At 42.3% G+C, this 17,588-nt stretch carries 26 protein-coding genes; 24 read left to right on the top strand and 2 right to left on the bottom strand.

Annotation, left to right across the window (positions count from 1 at the left end; genetic code table 11):
- The first annotated feature begins 2 nt into the window (after window positions 1-2).
- The 19 genes from DEH07_02860 (at window position 3) to DEH07_02770 (ending at window position 12,462) form a co-directional block, all read left to right on the top strand.
- On the top strand, window positions 3-461 hold the full coding sequence (locus DEH07_02860) for a 50S ribosomal protein L15 (protein HBY03481.1): 459 nt from the start codon (window positions 3-5) through the stop codon (window positions 459-461).
- Window positions 451-1,710, top strand: a complete 1,260-nt coding sequence (locus tag DEH07_02855) for a preprotein translocase subunit SecY (protein ID HBY03480.1) — start codon at window positions 451-453, stop codon at window positions 1,708-1,710. The genes DEH07_02860 and DEH07_02855 overlap by 11 nt, the downstream gene beginning before the upstream one ends.
- A 15-nt stretch (window positions 1,711-1,725) precedes the next feature.
- Entirely contained in the window at window positions 1,726-2,472 is a 747-nt protein-coding gene (map, locus tag DEH07_02850) for a type I methionyl aminopeptidase (GenBank protein HBY03479.1), read from the top strand.
- 11 nt (window positions 2,473-2,483) lie between these two features.
- Window positions 2,484-2,780, top strand: coding sequence for an RNA-binding protein (locus DEH07_02845; protein HBY03478.1), 297 nt, complete (start codon window positions 2,484-2,486; stop codon window positions 2,778-2,780).
- 2 nt (window positions 2,781-2,782) lie between these two features.
- Window positions 2,783-3,001 (top strand): translation initiation factor IF-1, encoded by a 219-nt coding sequence (locus tag DEH07_02840; GenBank protein HBY03477.1) that lies wholly within the window; start codon window positions 2,783-2,785, stop codon window positions 2,999-3,001.
- A gap of 33 nt (window positions 3,002-3,034) precedes the next feature.
- Window positions 3,035-3,148 (top strand): 50S ribosomal protein L36, encoded by a 114-nt coding sequence (locus DEH07_02835; GenBank protein HBY03476.1) that lies wholly within the window; start codon window positions 3,035-3,037, stop codon window positions 3,146-3,148.
- Between the two features lie 40 nt (window positions 3,149-3,188).
- Window positions 3,189-3,560 (top strand): 30S ribosomal protein S13, encoded by a 372-nt coding sequence (locus DEH07_02830; GenBank protein HBY03475.1) that lies wholly within the window; start codon window positions 3,189-3,191, stop codon window positions 3,558-3,560.
- A 43-nt stretch (window positions 3,561-3,603) separates the two neighbouring features.
- Window positions 3,604-3,993 (top strand): 30S ribosomal protein S11, encoded by a 390-nt coding sequence (locus DEH07_02825; GenBank protein ID HBY03474.1) that lies wholly within the window; start codon window positions 3,604-3,606, stop codon window positions 3,991-3,993.
- Between the two features lie 36 nt (window positions 3,994-4,029).
- Window positions 4,030-4,659, top strand: coding sequence for a 30S ribosomal protein S4 (locus tag DEH07_02820; protein HBY03473.1), 630 nt, complete (start codon window positions 4,030-4,032; stop codon window positions 4,657-4,659).
- Window positions 4,660-4,717: 58 nt separating this feature from the next.
- Window positions 4,718-5,665, top strand: a complete 948-nt coding sequence (locus tag DEH07_02815) for a DNA-directed RNA polymerase subunit alpha (protein HBY03472.1) — start codon at window positions 4,718-4,720, stop codon at window positions 5,663-5,665.
- An 11-nt stretch (window positions 5,666-5,676) separates the two neighbouring features.
- On the top strand, window positions 5,677-6,015 hold the full coding sequence (locus DEH07_02810; GenBank protein ID HBY03471.1) for a 50S ribosomal protein L17: 339 nt from the start codon (window positions 5,677-5,679) through the stop codon (window positions 6,013-6,015).
- Window positions 6,016-6,049: 34 nt separating this feature from the next.
- On the top strand, window positions 6,050-6,793 hold the full coding sequence (locus DEH07_02805; protein ID HBY03470.1) for a tRNA pseudouridine(38-40) synthase TruA: 744 nt from the start codon (window positions 6,050-6,052) through the stop codon (window positions 6,791-6,793).
- 54 nt (window positions 6,794-6,847) lie between these two features.
- The gene (locus tag DEH07_02800) at window positions 6,848-7,279 is read left to right on the top strand and encodes a 50S ribosomal protein L13 (GenBank protein HBY03469.1); all 432 of its coding nucleotides are present in this window, start codon (window positions 6,848-6,850) and stop codon (window positions 7,277-7,279) included.
- A 25-nt stretch (window positions 7,280-7,304) separates the two neighbouring features.
- Window positions 7,305-7,697 (top strand): 30S ribosomal protein S9, encoded by a 393-nt coding sequence (locus tag DEH07_02795; GenBank protein HBY03468.1) that lies wholly within the window; start codon window positions 7,305-7,307, stop codon window positions 7,695-7,697.
- Window positions 7,698-7,822: 125 nt separating this feature from the next.
- A complete protein-coding gene (locus DEH07_02790; GenBank protein ID HBY03467.1) occupies window positions 7,823-8,728 on the top strand; it encodes a patatin in 906 nt (301 codons plus the stop codon).
- Window positions 8,729-9,085: 357 nt separating this feature from the next.
- A complete protein-coding gene (locus DEH07_02785) occupies window positions 9,086-10,156 on the top strand; it encodes a hypothetical protein (protein HBY03466.1) in 1,071 nt (356 codons plus the stop codon).
- Between the two features lie 17 nt (window positions 10,157-10,173).
- Window positions 10,174-10,977, top strand: a complete 804-nt coding sequence (locus DEH07_02780) for a histidinol-phosphatase (GenBank protein HBY03465.1) — start codon at window positions 10,174-10,176, stop codon at window positions 10,975-10,977.
- 84 nt (window positions 10,978-11,061) lie between these two features.
- Window positions 11,062-11,952 (top strand): 16S rRNA (adenine(1518)-N(6)/adenine(1519)-N(6))-dimethyltransferase, encoded by an 891-nt coding sequence (locus DEH07_02775; GenBank protein ID HBY03464.1) that lies wholly within the window; start codon window positions 11,062-11,064, stop codon window positions 11,950-11,952.
- 39 nt (window positions 11,953-11,991) lie between these two features.
- A complete protein-coding gene (locus tag DEH07_02770; GenBank protein ID HBY03463.1) occupies window positions 11,992-12,462 on the top strand; it encodes a hypothetical protein in 471 nt (156 codons plus the stop codon).
- 4 nt (window positions 12,463-12,466) lie between these two features.
- Here the strand turns inward: DEH07_02770 and DEH07_02765 are convergent, their stop codons facing one another.
- Window positions 12,467-13,276 (bottom strand): hypothetical protein, encoded by an 810-nt coding sequence (locus DEH07_02765; protein ID HBY03462.1) that lies wholly within the window; start codon window positions 13,274-13,276, stop codon window positions 12,467-12,469.
- Between the two features lie 119 nt (window positions 13,277-13,395).
- Here DEH07_02765 and yabG point away from each other — a divergent pair, with 119 nt between their 5' ends.
- The 4 genes from yabG to DEH07_02745 all read left to right on the top strand — a co-directional run bounded on the left by yabG (window position 13,396) and on the right by DEH07_02745 (window position 16,813).
- The gene (gene yabG / locus DEH07_02760; GenBank protein ID HBY03461.1) at window positions 13,396-14,268 is read left to right on the top strand and encodes a sporulation peptidase YabG; all 873 of its coding nucleotides are present in this window, start codon (window positions 13,396-13,398) and stop codon (window positions 14,266-14,268) included.
- A 71-nt stretch (window positions 14,269-14,339) separates the two neighbouring features.
- Entirely contained in the window at window positions 14,340-15,344 is a 1,005-nt protein-coding gene (locus tag DEH07_02755; GenBank protein ID HBY03460.1) for a hypothetical protein, read from the top strand.
- Window positions 15,345-15,415: 71 nt separating this feature from the next.
- Window positions 15,416-15,829 carry a hypothetical protein gene (locus DEH07_02750; protein HBY03459.1) on the top strand — a complete coding sequence of 138 codons (414 nt, stop codon included), beginning with the start codon at window positions 15,416-15,418 and terminating at the stop codon, window positions 15,827-15,829.
- 204 nt (window positions 15,830-16,033) lie between these two features.
- Complete coding sequence (locus tag DEH07_02745) at window positions 16,034-16,813, top strand: hypothetical protein (protein HBY03458.1); 780 nt, start codon at window positions 16,034-16,036, stop codon at window positions 16,811-16,813.
- Window positions 16,814-16,840: 27 nt separating this feature from the next.
- On the opposite strand, the gene DEH07_02740 is transcribed toward DEH07_02745, so the two are convergent.
- Entirely contained in the window at window positions 16,841-17,137 is a 297-nt protein-coding gene (locus tag DEH07_02740; protein ID HBY03457.1) for a hypothetical protein, read from the bottom strand.
- A gap of 152 nt (window positions 17,138-17,289) precedes the next feature.
- Between DEH07_02740 and DEH07_02735 the strand changes: the two genes are divergently transcribed.
- Complete coding sequence (locus DEH07_02735) at window positions 17,290-17,574, top strand: hypothetical protein (GenBank protein HBY03456.1); 285 nt, start codon at window positions 17,290-17,292, stop codon at window positions 17,572-17,574.
- Window positions 17,575-17,588: the final 14 nt, after the last annotated feature.

Raw genomic sequence — 17,588 nt, 5'->3', positions numbered from 1 at the left:
TAGTGGTATTTCTGAACGAACTGCAACCTGCTCCAGGCGCCAGGAGGAAACAAAACCGAAAAGGACAAGGTATTGGCAGTGGCCAGGGCAAGACGGCTGGTAGAGGTACAAAAGGGCAAAAGTCTCGTTCCGGTGGCGGAGTTCGTCCCGGCTTTGAAGGTGGGCAGATGCCTTTACAGCGTCGTCTGCCAAAAAGAGGTTTTTCAAATGCTCCTTTTAAAAAGCGGATTACGAGTGTAAATGTCGATGTTTTGAATCGTTTTGAAAATGGAACCCTGGTCTCGCCCATGGAACTGAAGTCCTCCCGGATAGTAAAAAAAATAGGTGACGGCATAAAAATACTCGGACAGGGCGAGTTGACCAGAGCACTGACTGTTCAAGCACACTTTTTCAGCAAAACTGCCGCAGAAAAGATTATTGCCGCAGGCGGTAAGGTCGAGGTGATCACTAGTGATCAATAGCTTGATGGGCGCATTAAAAATAGGCGATCTGAGGCAGAAACTGCTTTTTACCATACTTATGTTATTTGTCTTCAGGTTGGGAGCGCATGTTCCGGTTCCGGGTGTTAATACAGAGGTGTTTTCAAATCTTGTTTCGCAAGGCGCTCTTTTTGGATTCTTTGATGTGATCTCAGGCGGCGCGTTTAAAAAGTTTTCTGTTTTTGCTATGAGCATTACCCCTTATATTAACGCTTCAATTATTATGCAGTTGCTCACAGTTGTTATTCCTCACCTTGAGCGTTTAGCCAAGGAGGGCGAAGAAGGACGCAGGAAAATAACACAGTATACCCGCTATTTGACGGTTGTGCTGGCCTTTATACAGGCAATTGGTATGAGTATAGCTCTTAAAAACGCCTTTATAAGACCAACGCTGGATCAATACCTTTTAGTTTCATTGACTTTAACAGCCGGGACAGCGTTTTTAATGTGGATAGGAGAGCAAATTACAGAAAAAGGAATCGGTAACGGGATATCCCTTTTGATCTTTGCCGGTATAGTGTCCCGTGTACCTGCAGGTATAGTCAGGACGGTAGAATACATACAAGCAGGAACAATAAGTTATTTTAGCCTTCTCCTGCTCGTTATTATTGGGATCCTGGTAATAGCGGGTATTGTCATGATCAATGAGGGCCAGCGAAGACTTCCTGTTCAATATGCCAAACGTGTAGTTGGAAGACGGGTCTACGGAGGCCAAAGCACGCATATTCCACTAAGGGTAAACCAGGCAGGTGTTATTCCTGTAATCTTCGCATCGTCTATATTGATGTTTCCTCAACAGTTGGTACAATGGTTTTCAGGCGAAAAGTTTTCAGCCTGGTACTCGACTTATTTTGATTGGGGAACAGCTGCGCACACAATTATGTATGCGCTGCTGGTAATTGGCTTTACTTTTTTCTATACAACGGTGATTATGAATCCCTCGGATGTGGCTGAAAATATAAAAAAATATGGCGGTTTTATTCCCGGAATACGCCCGGGCAGGCCTACTGCCGAGTATATAAGTAAGGTAATGCACAAGATAACCCTTGTAGGCGCAGTATTTTTAGCTGTAATAGCAATTTTACCTAACTTCGTTTTATTGGCGACTCGTATTCCTAACATTTATTTTGGTGGGACTGCGCTTCTTATCGTTGTAGGTGTGGCGCTGGATACAATGAAACAAATTGAATCACAGATGCTTATGCGAAGTTACCACGGTTTCATTAAGTAAAATGGAGTATGGGCAATGATAACCATAAAATCAAAACGTGAGTTAGCATATATGCGTGATGCCGGAAGAGTAGTGGCAGGTACATTTACAGAACTTACCAAGTTAATTAAACCGGGGGTAACGACTGCAGAATTGGCTTACGCTGCGGAGGAATTTATTATCAGTCATGGCGCAAAACCGGCCTTCAAAGGTTTATATGGTTTTCCCGCCTGCATCTGTGTTTCAATAAACGAGGAAGTTGTTCACGGTATTCCTGGTTTAAGAAAATTAAAGGACGGAGATATTATCAGTATTGATATAGGGACGGAAATAAATGGATATTATGGTGACGGCGCACATTCTTTTCCTGTAGGAAATGTTACTGAAAAAGCCTTGAGGCTTCTAAAAATTACCGAGGAGTCTTTGTGTGAAGGTATTAGGAAAGCCCGTGAAGGCAACCGTTTATCGGATATATCCAATGCCATTCAGACACACGTGGAGAAAAACGGTTATTCTGTAGTCAGAGATTATGTTGGACATGGAATAGGTAAGAGTATGCATGAGGAACCACAGGTCCCAAATTACGGTCAGCCGAACCGCGGTCCAAGACTTAAGGCCGGAATGGCTCTGGCTATCGAACCTATGGTCAACATTGGCACACACGAAGTTTATACTCTGGCTGATAACTGGACGGTAATTACTAAGGATGCGGAGCTATCGGCTCATTTTGAACATACCGTGGCCATTACCGAAGGAGAACCGGAGATTTTAACGCGGCTTTAATTGAGGAGATCATGGTCATGGAAAATAAATTTTCACCTGGCCGTTTGGTATGTTCCATTGCCGGCCGGGATGCGGGGAAGTTGTATATTATTATTGATTCTTTAAGCGATACCATGGTTCAGGTTGTTGACGGAAATATCCGGAAACTTGCTGCGCCAAAAAAGAAAAATATTAAGCACCTGATGGCTTATTCACAAAAATCCGGTGAAATAGAGGAGAAAAAAAAATCCGGTCAGCGTATTACAGATCTTGAGGTGCGTAATATATTGCAGCGTTTAATGGCCGAAACACTGGTAAAAAGGGGGTAGCTATGTCAAAACAGGATGTTATCGAGGTTGAAGGCACTGTAATTGAACCGCTTCCCAATGCGATGTTCCGGGTAAAGCTGGAAAATGGTCATAAAGTACTGGCCCATGTATCTGGCAAAATAAGGATGAATTTTATTCGGATCCTTGCCGGAGACAGAGTAATGGTAGAGTTGTCCCCTTATGATTTAAGCCGGGGCCGCATTGTTTATCGATACAAGTAGACTGTTCAAAAGTTTTTGGGGGGATAAAGCAAAATGAAAGTACGGCCATCCGTGAAGTTGATTTGTGAGAAGTGTAAAATTATTCGGCGCCATGGCAAGATTAGGGTAATTTGTGAGAACCCAAAACATAAACAGAGGCAAGGATAAAAAGTAAGTATTTGAGGTCTAAAGGAGGTGTCTAAACTTAATGGCGCGTATTGCAGGGGTGGATTTGCCTCGTGATAAACGTGTGGAAGTTGCCATTACATATATTTATGGTATCGGGCGTTCACAGGCCAAAAAGATATTAACCAGCGCAAAAGTAAACCCTGATACCAGGGTAAGAAACCTGGCCGAGGAGGAAGTAAACAAGCTTAGGGAGATTATTGAAAAGAATCATCAAGTTGAAGGTGATCTGCGCAGGGAAATAGCCCTGAATATTAAAAGGCTTATTGAGATTGGATGTTATCGTGGTCTTCGTCACCGCCGCGGTATGCCTGTCAGGGGGCAACGGACAAAAACAAACGCCCGTACCCGGAAAGGCCCGCGCAAGACCGTAGGCGTACGCCGTAAGAAATAATTTTAAGGCCGCAGCATGGTGAAAGATAAAGGGAGGTGTTGGGATGGCTCGTCGACAAGTTCGAACTAAACGGCGGGAGCGAAAAAATATTGATCAGGGTGTAGCCCATATTAAATCTACTTTTAATAATACCGTGGTTACCATTACAGATACAAAAGGAAATGCTATTTCATGGTCCAGCGCGGGAACTGTAGGTTTTAAGGGTTCGCGCAAGAGCACTCCTTTTGCTGCTCAATTGGCAGCTGAAACAGCAGGGAAGGAAGCTATGGAACATGGCATGAAGCAGGTCGAGGTTCTTGTAAAAGGTCCGGGCGCAGGCCGTGAGGCTGCTATACGTTCATTACAAGCTGTTGGTCTTGAAGTAAGCTTAATTAAGGATGTTACTCCAATTCCTCATAATGGCTGCCGGCCACCAAAACGCAGGAGAGTTTAATTCTATCCAAACTAAGACGGGAGGTAAATCAAATAGATGGCGAGGTATACGGGTCCTCAGTGTCGACTCTGCCGTCGTGAAGGCGTTAAATTATTTTTAAAGGGAGAAAGATGCTACACTACAAGGTGTTCTATTGAACGGCGCGGTTATCCCCCTGGCATACACGGTCAAAAGCGGAGGGCAAAACAAAGTGAATACGGCCTTCAGCTCAGGGAAAAGCAGAAAGCGCGTCGGATTTATCACGTACTGGAAACTCAGTTCCGTAATTATTTTGAGGAAGCTGAACGTGAAAAAGGCGTAACTGGCGAAAACCTGCTTAAGCTTCTCGAAAGAAGGCTTGATAGCGTGGTATATCGCTTGAGTCTGGCTGCTTCCCGGGCAGAAGCCCGTCAATTGGTACGACATGGTCATTTTCTGGTTAACGGCAGGAAAGTAAATATTCCCTCTTTTAAAGTAAGGGTTGGTGATCTCATAGCAATTCGTGAAAAAAGCAGGGAATCTGCCCGTTTAAATGAGCTAATGGAAAGAGCGGCTGATAGGACTCCCCCACCGTGGTTAGAATTGCTTCCTGAACAAAAGGGAGGAAGGGTTGTAGGTCTTCCCACGAGGGATCAGATAGACAGCTCTATCCAGGAGCATTTAATTGTAGAGTTGTACTCCAGGTAAAGCCGTTTGTATGGTTTTATAGATTTCTCGGCTAAAATAAGGAGGGTTAACTCGAACAATGTTGGAGATTGAAAAGCCAAGAATCGAATGTTTGCAGGTTAACGATGATAATACCTATGCTAAGTTCGTCATGGAACCTTTGGAAAGAGGATATGGAATTACTCTCGGTAATTCTATAAGAAGAGTATTGCTTTCATCCCTTCCGGGCGCTGCAGTTACAGCAGTGAAGATTGACGGTGTTCTTCATGAATTTTCAACCATTCCGGGGGTTGCCGAAGACGTTACTGATATAATCCTGAACCTCAAGGGTTTATGTTTAAGAATGTATTCTGATGAAGAAAAAATTCTCCGTATTGAAGCTGAGGGTGAAGGAGAAGTTCTTGCTCGGAGTATTATCCATGATTCAGACATCGAAATTCTTAATCCTGATATGCATATTGCCACTATGGACAATGGACGTTTATTTATGGAAATTACCGTGGCAAAAGGGAGAGGTTATGTACCGGCCGAGCGAAATAAAAAGGGTGAACAGGTAATAGGACTTATTCCTGTGGATTCAGTTTTTACACCTGTCAATAGGGTTAATTACGTTGTTGAAAATACTCGTGTCGGTCAGCGTACTGACTATGATAAATTAACTATTGAGGTATGGACTAACGGTGGTATAAGACCTAATGAAGCAATAAGTCTTTCCGCTAAAATTTTAGGCGAGCATTTACAGTTATTTATCGGTCTTACCGAAACTGTTTCAAATGAAGTCGAGATAATGGTTGAAAAGGAAGCGGAGCAAAAAAATAAGTTACTTGAGATGAGTATCGAGGAACTGGACCTGTCCGTAAGATCATATAACTGCTTAAAACGGGCCGGAATAAACACTGTCGAAGAATTACTTCAGCGAAATGAAGAAGAAATGATGAAAGTCCGCAACCTTGGCAGAAAGTCGCTGGAAGAGGTTGCCAAGAAACTTAATGAGCTGAATTTATTTCTACGCAAGAACGACGATTAGGGGGGGCCACGATGGGTTACCGTAAGTTGGGCCGTAATACAGGTCACCGTAAAGCTATGTTGAGAAACCTTGTTACGTCCTTATTATTAAACAATCGTATAGTAACAACTGAAACCAGGGCAAAGGAAGTTAATAGCCTGGCAGAAAAAATGATTACCCTTGCAAAAAGCGGTGAATTATCTGCCCGCCGTCAGGCCTTGTCTTATTTATATAGTGAAACTGTGGTCAGGAAGCTTTTTACCGATTTAGGCTCCCGTTACAGTGAAAGACAGGGTGGCTATACAAGAATTCTTAAATTGGGATACCGGCGCGGTGATGCAGCGCCGCTTGTAGTGCTTGAACTTGTTTAATTTATTTCACTAATGGTGTAAAAGAGCATTTTAGATGCGTAACATAAAGCTGACTGTTGCTTATGACGGCACTAATTATCATGGATTTCAAAAGCAATACAACACAGGGCTTCCTACAATTCAGGAAGTTATAGAAAATTCTTTGTTTCGTTTGGCAAAAAGAGAAATAAAGGTAACAGGCGCAGCACGTACAGATGCCGGAGTTCATGCCCGTGGACAAGTAATTAATTTCGATGCTTCGAACTGGTCTATTCCTGCTGATCGTGCAGCGTTAGCCTTAAATGGTGCGCTTCCACGGGATATTGTAATTATGGGTTCAGAACAGGTTGATCCTGATTTCCACGCCCGGTACAGCGCACTTTCAAAAACATATTTTTATATTTTGTACAACGATATTAAACCTTCTCCGTTCTGGCGCCTGTACAGCTGTTTTATGCCGCGTTCACTTGATATATCGGCAATGAAAAGCGCTGCTAAAGCGCTGGAAGGTGAAAATGATTTTGCAGCGTTTCAGGCATCAGGTTCCGCGGTAAAATCAACTGTACGGACACTGTTTAGAACTGACGTCAGGAAAAAGGGAAAGTTTGTGTACCTAACTTTTAAGGGTAACGGGTTTCTTTACAATATGGTAAGGATTATGGTAGGCACTTTGTTGGAAATTGGTCAGGGTAAGCGTCTGCCTGAAGAAACCGAACAAATTTTAACTTCACGAAATAGGGAAATGGCGGGATTTACAGCGCCTGCCTGCGGGTTATACCTGAAACTGGTAGAATACTAATAGAGCGGCAGCCTGTTTTAAGATAAGATTGGAAAGCCACAAGGAGGATTCTAGATGACAAGAACATTCATGGCCAAAGAAAAGGATATCACGCGGAAATGGTTTGTCATTGATGCGCAGGGAAAGATTTTAGGAAGGCTGGCGGTAGAAGCGACTAAAATCTTACGTGGAAAACACCACCCTCTTTTCACACCGCACGTTGATACAGGTGATCATGTTATTATAATTAACGCAGATAAGATAGTTCTGACGGGAAATAAGCTGAATAAAAAAATTAAGAAGCATCATACAGGCTACCCTGGCGGTTTTAAAGAAACCAGCTATGCCAAGCTTATGCAGACAAAGCCGGAATTTGTGGTTAAAAAGGCTATTATAGGAATGCTTCCCCATAATAGGCTTGGGTCCTCCATGGCAAAAAAACTGCGTGTATATTCTGGACCAACACATCCGCATCAGGCGCAAAAACCAGGCCAGTGGCCGATATAATCTTTTTAGAAAGTAGGTATTTGGAATGGATCAGGTAAGTTTTTATGGCACCGGCAGGAGAAAGGAAGCTATAGCAAGAGTTTACCTTTATCCAGGTGATGGGAAAGTACAGGTAAATAATCATAATATAGAAAAATATTTTAGCAGGAAGATATTAGAAATAGTGGTCAGGCAACCTCTTGAAATAACCGGAACGGGAGTTCTCTTTAATGTAAAAGCATTTGTACATGGCGGAGGAGTAAGCGGCCAGGCAGGCGCCTTGAGGCAGGGTATTGCCCGCGCACTGCTGCAGGCTGATCCCAACCTTAGGAGTGCGTTAAAACGTGCTGGTTTTCTGACCAGGGATCCGAGAATGAAGGAACGCAGAAAATATGGTTTAAAGAAAGCGCGCCGGGCGCCGCAATACTCCAAGCGGTAATTTTATTTGCCGGACTGTTTCTTGCTTTTTGTTATTTTAAAACACCCAAACCGTTAGTGCTAAGGTAACTTATTTTTAAGATTTACATATTTTATCTATAGAAACAACGGAGTGGGTGAACAGATTTGGCACGGAGAAAGTTTGGAATAGCTCTTGGCGGGGGCTTTTTGCGGGGAGCAGCGCATATCGGAGTTTTAAAAGTACTTGCCAGAGAAGGTTTTAAACCGGATATGGTTGCCGGTACCAGCGCCGGCAGTATTATAGCGTCTTTGTATTGCTCAGGATGGAGTCCGGAGAGGCTTGAGAAAATTGCTTTGAAATTAAAACCAGGTTGTTTTTACGACCTGTGTTCAACGATTATCAACCTCGGCGGAATGGCTATGGCTGCTTTACTGGATTTTTTTAAACTGCCTTTTTATATAAAAGTTCCTTTGGGTTTGACATCAGGAAAAAGACTGAAAGCATGGCTGGAAGGAGAACTGGAGAGAAAGACATTTTACGATCTTGGAACAGCTCTGGCGATAACCTCTGTGGATGTCAATACAGGACAAAGAATAGTTTTTGTTAGCGGCGACACGGAGTATGAACACTTAAGGAATTCACATGATATTGTTTTTATCAGAGGAGTCAATATTTCCGATGCCGTAGTGGCAAGTTGTGCGGTTCCCGGTTTCTTTACACCGAAAAAGATTGGGATCCGCCTTCTAGTTGATGGAGGCTTGAGAGCAAATATACCTGTGGAAGTAGTTTCCCTTATAGGAGCGGAAAGAGTGATCGCCATAGATGTCGGTTACGATGGCGAACCGTATAAGAAAATTAATAATATCTTTCAATTACTTAGTCAATCCCTGGATATAATTGCCTCGAAAAGAATTAATAACGAACTCGGGGACTATGCTGACCTTGTTATTAGACCATTACTAAAAAATGTCGCTCCCTGGGATTTTGATCTCATCCCATATTGTATAGAACAAGGGGAAAAGGCAGCATTGGAATGCATTCCTCAAATCCGGAAGCTTCTCGAAAGCTAAACACAATTTTAAGCACAACGGGGTCAGGCTTGACTTATTTTGAAAATTGACTTATTATTAAGCACAACGGGGTCAGGCTTGACTTATTTTGAAAATTGACTTATTAGAGAAGACATTTAACTCCATCCTACTACTTCCTATTAGAAATAACTTGCATTAGGGAGGTTAACTGCATACGTGCGCATGTTAGCCTCAGGCCGTCGTTGTCATGGTTTGCTCAGGTGCTCCGTGCCTGCATCGCCAACGGTTCGCTTCGGACAGAACCAGGCGGCGCTACAAAGGCGGCATGGCAGGCGCGAGATATACTACCGAGCATTAACTGACATCGTATATGATGTGAACTTATTGGGGGTTACAATGGTACTACCTATCAATGGACTGGCGACAGGAATTGGGAGCCTTCCCTTTTTAGATGAATATGAAGCCGTCAATTTTGTACTGAAGAGTCTTCCAAAGATCCCGCACTGGCCGCAACTGCCCGGGAAGGGAGAACAGGAAGGTTTTGTCTTTCAATATCTTTATCCGTTGGTTAAATCGGAATTGTTAAGCATTAAAGATGGACAGGCATATTTTGATACGGCTCATCCGGATTGGATCGACAGACTAACTTGTTTTTATTCACTTTATCTTGAAGCGGAATCCGGAAATCCTGAAGCACTGGAGCAATTTTCATTTCCCAGGTCAGCGGCAGCCGGTTTCTACGCTTTTGAGGAATTAATCGGTAAGGAAGGCCATACAGAAGCAGTTTATTTTAAGGGGCAGTTAACAGGTCCTTTGACTGTTGGTTTTCAAATAAAAGATGAAAAAGGGCGTCAGGCCTACTATGACGAGCAGCTTCGCGATATTCTTGTTAAGTCACTGGCCATGCATGCCCGCTGGCAGGCGAATAAATTGGCCGCTTTGGGACAGCCTGTGATAGTGTTTATTGACGAGCCTGCAATTAGCGTCTATGGTCAGGTAAGCTATATAACGATATCCACGGAAATGATCCAAAACGATATTTCTGCAATTGTTAAATCGATACACGAGTCCGGTGCACATGCAGGCGTACATTCCTGTGACGAAGTTGACTGGTCGCTGCTTTTTGGAGTTGATTTGGATATTGTGAGCCTTGATGTCTATAATTATGGAGACTCTTTATTACATTGCGCCCAAGAGATGAAAAGTTTTTTAGACCGGGGTTGTGTTATGGCCTGGGGGATTGTTCCAACCAACGAGGATGCATTTAAAGTTACTGATGATAGTTTGCTTTTATTATTAAAAAAGCTATGGCAGGAACTTGTCAACAGAGGTATGGATATGGAAGTATTAAAAAAACAGTCTATGATTACACCGGCCTGCGGTACAGGTTTGTTATCAAAAGAGCTGACAGAGAGAATTTATCAGCTTAACAGCCAGATATCTGATAAAATAAGAGTGGAATTATAGCTAAGGAGAGTGTTTTTTTGTTTCCTGATTACCACTGTCATACAAATCTTTGCGGCCATGCTTCGGGAGAGATGGAAGATTATATTGAAGCTGCCCGCTTAAAGGGTCTGCAGGAATTAGGTTTTTCAGATCATCTGCCCATGTATTGGCTGCCCGAAAGCGAGCGCAATCCCGGTTTGGCAATGAGTGAACAGGAATTACCCCTTTATATGGCAAAGGTTATTAAGCTGCAGGAAAAGTACAGTGATCTCAGCATCAAACTTGGAATTGAAGCCGACTACATACCCGGCAATGATACGGCATTGAACAGGCTGCTTGACATGTATCCTTTTGATTATGTTCTGGGTTCTGTACATTTCGTCGGTGGCTGGGCGGTTGATAACCCGGCTACAAAAAATGATTATGAACATATAAACATTGATGAGATCTATACGTCTTATTTCTCCTGTCTGCAAAGCGCTGCCCAGTCCGGCTTTTTTAATATTATGGCTCACCCGGACCTGATCAAAAAATTCGGCTACCGTCCTAAAAGAAATCTTGCTTTTCTTTATGAGCAGACAGCGGTGATCTTTGCAAAATCAGGTGTGTGCGCGGAAATAAATACAGCGGGTTTAAGGTATCCTGCAAGGGAGATTTATCCTTCATTGGAATTGCTGCGGTTGTTTAAAAAATACGATGTGCCTGTGACTGTGGGTTCTGACGCTCATTTTCCTGAGCAGGTTGGAGAAGATTGGAAAGAAGCCGCTTTGTATCTTAAAGAGGCTGACTACAGGGAAATAGCCGTCTTTTCAGGCCGTCGTCTAAAAATGGTTAAAATATAATAAGTATTTTTGCTTAAAAATTTAGCTGTTTAGAAAGAATACGCGTAAAGATCCTATTACAGGATTTTATTGCGGAGGCTGTAAATGTCCGAACCAGATTCTTCACATAATCTAAAGGAGATTATGAGCAGATTTAACTTCAAATTCCACAAGGGATTAGGTCAAAACTTCCTTCTGGACGGCAATATTATCCGCAAGATAATTGATTCCTCAAATCTGTCCCATGATGACGTGGTTGTAGAAATTGGTCCTGGAGCAGGTACGCTGACCTCTGTTCTGGCAAGATGTGTAAAAAGAGTGATCGCTGTTGAACTGGATCAAAGACTTTCACCTATCTTGAAAGAAACGCTTGATGGAATTGACAATGTAGACCTGGTCTTTGAAGATGCGCTCAAAGTGGATTTCGATAACCTAGTCGATCATAAATGCAAGGATTTGCCTGCTTACAGTCACAAAGCCTATAAAGTGATTTCCAACCTGCCCTACAGTATTACAACACCAATCCTTATGTACCTGCTGCGTAAGAATTTCAATTATAGTTCCTTAATTTTAATGGTTCAGCGTGAAGTTGCCTCGCGTCTGATCTCAGTTCCCTGCAGCAGGGATTACGGTATTTTAAGTGTTGCTGTCCAATATTATACGGTTCCCGAAGTTTTATTTATGGTACCTCGTACTGTATTTTACCCGCGTCCGGAAGTGGAATCGGCAGTCGTTCTTCTCGCCAAGCGGAAAGCTCCGCTGGTAAATGTTCCTGAAGAGGATCTTTTTTTTAGACTTGTACGCGGCGCCTTCGGCAAAAGACGGAAAACCGTTTTAAACGCTCTCTCAGACGGTTACTTAATACCCGGTCTTAGCCGTCAGCAATGGAAAGAGATAATACACTCTGTAGGGATTGATCCCTGCAGAAGGGGGGAAACTCTTAGTCTAAAAGAGTTTTCAGATATTTGCCGGCGATGCTGGGATTATAAGACATAGACAAATATATAAGCATATGATACAGGGGGAGGTATAAAGATGTATTTTATTAGCCCCACCAAAGGCAGGCTCGTCTTTAATGAGATGATGTCTGAGATAGTAAGTTATATTAGGGGTTTGCCGACTTCGATGTACAAGATAATTATCGGCACAGACTCCCAGGTTAAGCAGGATTCCTGTTTTGTCACAGCAATAATCATCCACAGGCTTGGCAAGGGAGCGCGCTATTTTTACCGCAAAAAGCTTCAGCGTAGAATCAAGAGTTTGAGGCAAAAAATATTTTATGAAACATCTTTGAGCCTCGAAATGGGTGGTTTAGTCGCAAAATCACTTTCTGAATGCGGACTTGATGACACTGAAGTAGAAATCCATATTGATGTGGGAAGACAGGGAGAAACCCGGGATTTAATCAGAGAAGTTGTTGGAATGGTGACCGGCAGCGGTTTCCAGGCAAAAATTAAACCCGAAGCCTTTGGAGCTTCAAGCGTTGCTGATAAACATACAAAGTAAGCTGTTAAGTGAAAATTTTCTTCAGAAAATCCTCCAGCAAGTCAAATCTTCTTTCTGTGTGGTATCCAAGATAAGTCTTACCGTCCTGAGTCCTGGTCCGTGTATGGCCATAGAAGACCTGTAACGCCTCCAAACAATCCCCGATAATTGTTTCAGCAATCTGTTTGTTGTGATAAAAATCCCTTTGCCTGGAACCAAGTCTGGCATGGGGAAGACGCGCTCCTATACCTACATTCAGGCGGCAGCGCGCCGCCAGTGCTAGCGTTACAGGAGGAACAGCAAGTTCCTGGCAGGGTACACTTTCAATAAATTTCCTTGTAATAGCATGCGGACCATGGGAAGGGGAAGCGTTCCCGATGGCTTCTTCGAATCCCAATCTCCTGTTTAGCTCTGTTCGTAGATTTAATAAATATCTGGCAAGCTGTGAAGGTTTGCTTTCCGTTTCAGGGGGATAGCAGTTGGTTAAAGACATCTGAAATCCCTTTCTTGAAATGCTTGACAGAAGCCCCTTTAAAGTATTGGCTATATTCCCTTCCATATCACCGTCGATAAAAAGAATTATCTCCGCCCCCAGTTTGTGTGCCCAGGCTGCCCCTATTGACCTTGGGACATCTATTCCCAATGAGCTTTCAAAGTGAATAGGCGAAATTTTTGCACAGTTCATTGCTTCGATTATTTCCCGGGAACTATCCGTACAGCCGTTAAAGACAGGAATTATAAGATCAACTTCTGTACTGCTGACAGTTCTAATAACTTTCCTGATTGTCGCTGCTTCATTTTTAACCGGTATAACTGCTGCTATCAATAATAACACCCTTTTTAATTGTTAATTTAAACTATGTACTTTTAAGGAAAAAGTTCCCTGAGCTGTTATCACATCTCAACGGTCATAAAACATAAACTGTAAAAAAATAGTATTAAGGGGATAGGGCAATGGAGAAAATCAAACCGGGAGATATTGTGGGAAGGATTTCATACGGATGCGATATTTTCTTTAAAGTAATCGAAATTTTTACAAGCCCTGACGGCAATGAATATGCCCGTCTTAGAGGGATAGATATGCGGCTGATGGCGAATTCGCCCCTGGGTGACCTGTGTAAATTTGAAGCAAGTAAGGTGGCAGAATATTTACGTGCGTTTATGGCCAACAACCATGAACACATGAAAAGAGTTTTTGCAAGGCGTCAGAATGAACAAGTTGAAAAATTAAACAGGATAGTTAACCAGCCTAATAAAATTGAAAGTTTTGATCTGCCGGGTTCAGTTCTCCATATTGACGGAGATGAAGATTATCTGGAACTCTGTCTTACTACCTATCGTCAACTAAGCATCTCGGCTAACGGTTATTTTATTTCTGAAGAATTGCAGTCCCAGGAGGTGGAAAAATTACTGCGGAAACATATTCCGGACATCCTTGTTATTACCGGTCATGATGGTCTTGTAAAAGGCGCCCGGGATTTTACTGATCTTAAAAATTACCACAGTTCAGCTCAATTCATTGATTCCGTCAGGATAGCCCGGGAATTTGAAAGAAATAAGGATGATCTGGTTATTTTTGCAGGCGCCTGCCAGTCGCATTACGATGCAATTTTAGATGCAGGCGCAAACTTCGCAAGTTCTCCCGAACGTGTCCTGATTCATGCCTTTGACCCTGTTTTTGTTGTCGAAAAGATAGCCTACACATCAATTTATGATCCTATTTCTTTAAAAGACATAATAAACGGAACTATAACCGGGTTTCCGGGAATCGGCGGCATCGAAACCAGAGGGAAATACCGCATGGGTATTCCCAGATCTCCCTATTAATCAGTTTTTCATTAAACACCCTTCCGGGATTATCAGCATATGATGACTTAGGAATTAGGGGGGTTTAATGCATGGAAAGGCATCTCAGGGCTATAAATAAGTACAGTAAAGATCTGTTCATTAAAGCTAATGTCATAGGTATTGGGGTTGGATATAAACAAATTCGGGGAGAAGAAACAGATCAGCTTTCATTAATTATTTTTGTAGAAAAAAAAGTACCCCCGGACAGGTTAAACAAGAGCAGTATTATTCCTGGAAAAATCAGCGATCTCCATACTGACATTGTTGAAATCGGACGTGTCCGTTTGCTCGACAACAGGGTTGATCGCTGGCGTCCTGCCTGTCCCGGTATAAGCATCGGGCACTATAAAATATCTGCCGGCACATTCGGCGCAGTAGTGAAAGATAAAAATACCGGGGAAAAACTAATCTTAAGCAACAACCATATTCTGGCGAACGCCACAAACGGCTCAGACGGCCGATCGTCAATAGGAGATCCAATCTTGCAGCCGGGTCCGCACGACGGCGGCGGACCAAAAGATAAAATAGCCACTTTATTACGCTTCATACCAATACGGCATACTGTACAGGATGTTGAATGCCCCATTGCAGCAGCGGCATTACAGGCAGGAAATATAATCATCCATACCGTTCGTCCCAGATATAATATCAGGTTAACCAAATATACAAATGATATGAATAATATTGATGCTGCGGTTGCCAAACCGGATAAACAAAGTTTGGTTGATGAAGAAGTTTTGGAAATAGGCAGGATTGAAGGTGTAGCCCGCGTCATACCCGGGGACTCAGTAAAAAAGAGCGGACGTACTTCAGGATTGTCAGAAGGAAAAGTTCAGGCAATCGGAGTGACAATTAAAGTGGGTATCAGTGAGGAGGAAAATGGTTTATTTACTGACCAGGTGGTCAGCAATATCCTTTCACAGCCCGGTGACAGCGGGTCGCTGATTGTAAATTCGGGAAAACAGGCCGTTGGCCTGCTCTTTGCAGGTTCAGAAAAATATTCTATTTTTAACCGTATAGATAATGTAATGGAACGGCTTAAGATTAAGTTTTAAAAGAATACGTCGAAAATATTGGTACATTGAATGCGCAAACCCTGGCTGCGTCTTATAAGGAGGTTAAAAACTTGGGTTATAAAATCTTTTGCATGGGGAAGGTCGCCCTTGTTTTGCTTGGAGAAGTGCCGGTTGTCGGACCACAAATTAGCGGCAGGGAAAAAGCCCTTCGAGTTGCGCAGAAATTATTTAAGGAAGTTGATAAATTGATTGCCGGTTCATCTGCAGGGCCTTATCAGATTATTTTTAAGCACAAAGGCAGCGGACGTTACGATCTGGTCATAAAAAGCAGTGAACTATCCCTGGTAATACTTCATGATCTTGATGAGCTCTGGATAAAAAGGTTCCGCAAAATATTTAACGGCATTTTTATACTAAGTTGTTTTTATGAAAAAAATAATAACCTGGAATGCCTTGCAGTGACTGAAGGCTTAGGCGCCGTTTTATATTCCTCTGAAATAAGACAGTTTTTCCAGACACGGTAAGGCGCATTATTACCAGTTAAAACCATCTGGAGAAGATTATGCGATATTGTACATACGGACAAGCCCTGGAAGTTGTCTGTTAAATAATTGCATTATTTACAGTGATATTCATCGTATCTTAATTTGTTCACTGAATAATTAATCTGGTAAACTGTTAGAGATTTGAGATATTAAATATCTTAAGAAAGGGGTAATTTTGTTTTGATGAAAAAAAGCCGTAGAATACCGTTCGTAATGTTGTTAGTATTGCTGTGTATTTGTTTTTTGTGGTCATCAATCCCTCAGGTCACACAGGCGGCCCTGCCGACATGTGACGGCAAGAAGCCGTTATCGCTGGACGATTTTTGCAAACTAAGCAGCTTGAATCCCGGGGAATATGAGTACACAGTATACTGTTCTTCTGACGATGCAGACAACTGTCTCGAAAAACTGGAGAAATGGCTAAATGAAATCTTGAAAAGTAACACAGCCAATTACTCCAATGTACAAAAATATCATTCCTTAAGAAACAAACATACTACTCCCAACACAATTCCTGATACTACTCCTGACACCACTCCCGATACTAATTCCAACTCCGGCTCTGACCAGCAAGTTGAAGGGCTGACTGCCGATGAACAGAAAATGGTTGATCTGGTAAACAGCGAAAGGAAAAGTGCGGGTTTATCACCCTTGAAGGTTAATCTGGATTTGGTCAAGGTGGCCCGTCTTAAGGCTGAGGATATGATTGAAAATAATTATTTCAGCCATAACTCTTCTATATATGGATCTCCTTTTAACATGATGAGCCAGTACGGAATTTCATATATGACCGCAGGAGAAAATTTAGCCGGCGCTCCGACTGTTGAATCCGCTCATAAGAACTTAATGAATTCTGCTGGGCACAGGGCTAATATTCTAAATTCGAGTTTCAATGAGATAGGAATAGGGGTAGTGGAAGGAAGCCAATATGGTAAGATTTTCGTGCAGGAGTTTATTGGATAGAAAAAAAGGGAAATTGGACGATCCGGTTTAACGGATCGTCCAATTGAAACCATTGTTGTTGTCCCAGTTATTGGCGGAATCTTTAAAGCAAAAGGTAATTTGGTTGTTTTGTAAACGAATTGACTTTTCCCATCCTCTAAAACCCTTATCCATACGAATAGTGTTTACATTTGACCAACTTCTGGGGTCACCTAATCCATAGTGCAGGAATACCAGATCAGCTCCTGATTTGGACAGCAAACCATCATAGACTATGTTTACTTCATCAAAACCGCTCGGTTTTACCTCTACCCCTTTTGGATAATCATTCCAAGATTGAGTCATCATAACACCTCCAAAATGATATTTAAATTCCCTATTTATTATTGTCTATTATAGCCGTTAAATATTACTGGTCTTTTTTAACAATAAAACGGTCATTATGATTAATAGAGTATAAAACATTTTATGTGCGTTAATTTGGGATGGCAGGCCGGATGAATGAAAAAAGTAAAATTATCGCCGGCGACTTGTTTCTGGCTCTTGTAAGCAGGGATGCGGACAGGGTCGCAAAGGCCGTCATGGCCCTGGGAGTTGTTTCTGAAAATGTTGATAAAAAACTTCTGCAGCGTGATATTGAATTGCTTCAGGAAAAATATTATACTACTTCTCTAGACCGGATCAGCATAAAAGAGGCAATTAGCGATCTTATGGAGGTAATTTTTAAATACCGGGTACGTCTTTTGCCCGAATTTATTATGCTCAGGGTGAAGTTAAAATAAATCTGAAAGTGGAT

The sequence above is a fragment of the Desulfotomaculum sp. genome, from assembly GCA_003513005.1.
Taxonomy (GTDB): Bacteria; Bacillota; Desulfotomaculia; order Desulfotomaculales; family Nap2-2B; genus 46-80.
The sequence above is the reverse complement of the archived record's forward strand: the minus strand, read 5'-3'. Positions and strand labels throughout refer to the sequence as shown.

Coding starts and splice junctions, on each gene's coding strand:
- DEH07_02835 (HBY03476.1), top strand. CDS start 3,035: ATGAAAGTACGGCCATCCGTGAAGTTGATTTGTGAGAAGTGTAAAATT.
- DEH07_02845 (HBY03478.1), top strand. CDS start 2,484: ATGGTCATGGAAAATAAATTTTCACCTGGCCGTTTGGTATGTTCCATT.
- DEH07_02840 (HBY03477.1), top strand. CDS start 2,783: ATGTCAAAACAGGATGTTATCGAGGTTGAAGGCACTGTAATTGAACCG.
- DEH07_02735 (HBY03456.1), top strand. CDS start 17,290: ATGAATGAAAAAAGTAAAATTATCGCCGGCGACTTGTTTCTGGCTCTT.
- DEH07_02800 (HBY03469.1), top strand. CDS start 6,848: ATGACAAGAACATTCATGGCCAAAGAAAAGGATATCACGCGGAAATGG.
- DEH07_02745 (HBY03458.1), top strand. CDS start 16,034: ATGAAAAAAAGCCGTAGAATACCGTTCGTAATGTTGTTAGTATTGCTG.
- DEH07_02775 (HBY03464.1), top strand. CDS start 11,062: ATGTCCGAACCAGATTCTTCACATAATCTAAAGGAGATTATGAGCAGA.
- DEH07_02805 (HBY03470.1), top strand. CDS start 6,050: ATGCGTAACATAAAGCTGACTGTTGCTTATGACGGCACTAATTATCAT.
- DEH07_02810 (HBY03471.1), top strand. CDS start 5,677: ATGGGTTACCGTAAGTTGGGCCGTAATACAGGTCACCGTAAAGCTATG.
- DEH07_02795 (HBY03468.1), top strand. CDS start 7,305: ATGGATCAGGTAAGTTTTTATGGCACCGGCAGGAGAAAGGAAGCTATA.
- map (HBY03479.1), top strand. CDS start 1,726: ATGATAACCATAAAATCAAAACGTGAGTTAGCATATATGCGTGATGCC.
- DEH07_02740 (HBY03457.1), bottom strand. CDS start 17,137: ATGACTCAATCTTGGAATGATTATCCAAAAGGGGTAGAGGTAAAACCG.
- DEH07_02815 (HBY03472.1), top strand. CDS start 4,718: ATGTTGGAGATTGAAAAGCCAAGAATCGAATGTTTGCAGGTTAACGAT.
- yabG (HBY03461.1), top strand. CDS start 13,396: ATGGAGAAAATCAAACCGGGAGATATTGTGGGAAGGATTTCATACGGA.
- DEH07_02820 (HBY03473.1), top strand. CDS start 4,030: ATGGCGAGGTATACGGGTCCTCAGTGTCGACTCTGCCGTCGTGAAGGC.
- DEH07_02770 (HBY03463.1), top strand. CDS start 11,992: ATGTATTTTATTAGCCCCACCAAAGGCAGGCTCGTCTTTAATGAGATG.
- DEH07_02825 (HBY03474.1), top strand. CDS start 3,604: ATGGCTCGTCGACAAGTTCGAACTAAACGGCGGGAGCGAAAAAATATT.
- DEH07_02830 (HBY03475.1), top strand. CDS start 3,189: ATGGCGCGTATTGCAGGGGTGGATTTGCCTCGTGATAAACGTGTGGAA.
- DEH07_02755 (HBY03460.1), top strand. CDS start 14,340: ATGGAAAGGCATCTCAGGGCTATAAATAAGTACAGTAAAGATCTGTTC.
- DEH07_02785 (HBY03466.1), top strand. CDS start 9,086: ATGGTACTACCTATCAATGGACTGGCGACAGGAATTGGGAGCCTTCCC.